Raw genomic sequence first — 1171 nt, forward strand, 5'->3', positions numbered from 1 at the left:
CAGGTTAGGGATGTGCGTTTCGATGATGTAACGGTCTAACGGCTCCTCAGCCTCTAAGGCATCCGCTATGCACTTATGATCCCCTTCCCTACCGATTAGTGAATGAGTCAGGTTCGCCTGTAGGTCTGTGTCGATAGCTAGAGTCTTATACCCTAGCCGCGCTAAGCATCCCGCTATCGAGATCGCCGTGGTGGTCTTACCGACCCCGCCCTTAGCGTTTACTACGCTTAGGATTGAATTGACTGACTTCATAAACACTCCAAGAACAGAGAATGAAAAACAGAAAATGAAAAACAGAGAATGGAAGTAGGCTAGGGGATAGAAGAGACCCGCGCTAGAGGCTTTTTTCCATGCGAAGCATCCCTGACCAGATGCCTAGAGGTGAAAATAGTGGTGGAAACAGAAGGGCAAGATAAAAGGCGTCATGACCCCGCTAGTTAAGAGTCTGCGACGCCTCAGGAATCTCGTCATGATGGTATTCCGCTTTCATGACGTGCCTAGCGTAAGCCTGTAGGGGAATAACAGAATCTCGTCATGAAGGCAGTCTGAGGCTATACGTGTCCTTATCTTCGGATCATTTGCTTCTTATAGGGGTGCAAAGAATTGCAGTGGGGTAGGGGATGAATAGGATTCTAGTAGTAGCGGCTCTGGTACGCCCTAAACTCCATTCTCTGTTTTCTGTTCTTCATTCTTCATTTTCTGTTCTTCGTTGCTCAAGTCGCTCAGAACGCACCTAGAGATAGTGTCATATAACGAATGACCCATATCAGGTTCTCATGCTATAAAGCCGCCAGAAACCTAATCGCAGGAGGTCTATACCATGAAGTCTTTTATTTCAGCTCTAGCATGTGGATTCTTTCTAGTTCTCCAAGGATGTGGAGGCGGTGGCGGTGGTAGCAGTGATAAACTAGCGGGTACTTGGGGATTAACCGCTTTTCCATCCGTTGAATCGAGTACCTGTTCTGAATCTGGAACGCAAAGTTCACGAGACCTTATTAACTCATTTCACCCTCATGTGGTTGAGCGAGTAAGTGGTAATGATGGAGCGGTCAGAATAACTTTCGCTACAGGCGCACAGAACCTCGCTAATATTGTGCAAGACAATGGCTTTACCTTCACCGAAGTGGATCAGGAGATTAACCTCGGCAGCGTGATTGAATACACCACCACA

General features: G+C 47.3%; 2 protein-coding genes. One reads left to right on the forward strand and one right to left on the reverse strand.

Annotation, left to right across the window (positions count from 1 at the left end):
• A partial coding sequence (locus EBR25_14230) for a ParA family protein (protein ID NBW42128.1) occupies window positions 1-252 on the reverse strand: 252 nt, incomplete at its 3' end.
• A 568-nt stretch (window positions 253-820) separates the two neighbouring features.
• On the opposite strand from EBR25_14230, the gene EBR25_14235 reads away from it, so the two are divergent.
• A partial coding sequence (locus EBR25_14235; protein ID NBW42129.1) for a hypothetical protein occupies window positions 821-1171 on the forward strand: 351 nt, incomplete at its 3' end.

Source organism: bacterium, from assembly GCA_009926305.1.
GTDB lineage: Bacteria > Bdellovibrionota_C > UBA2361 > UBA2361 > RFPC01 > RFPC01.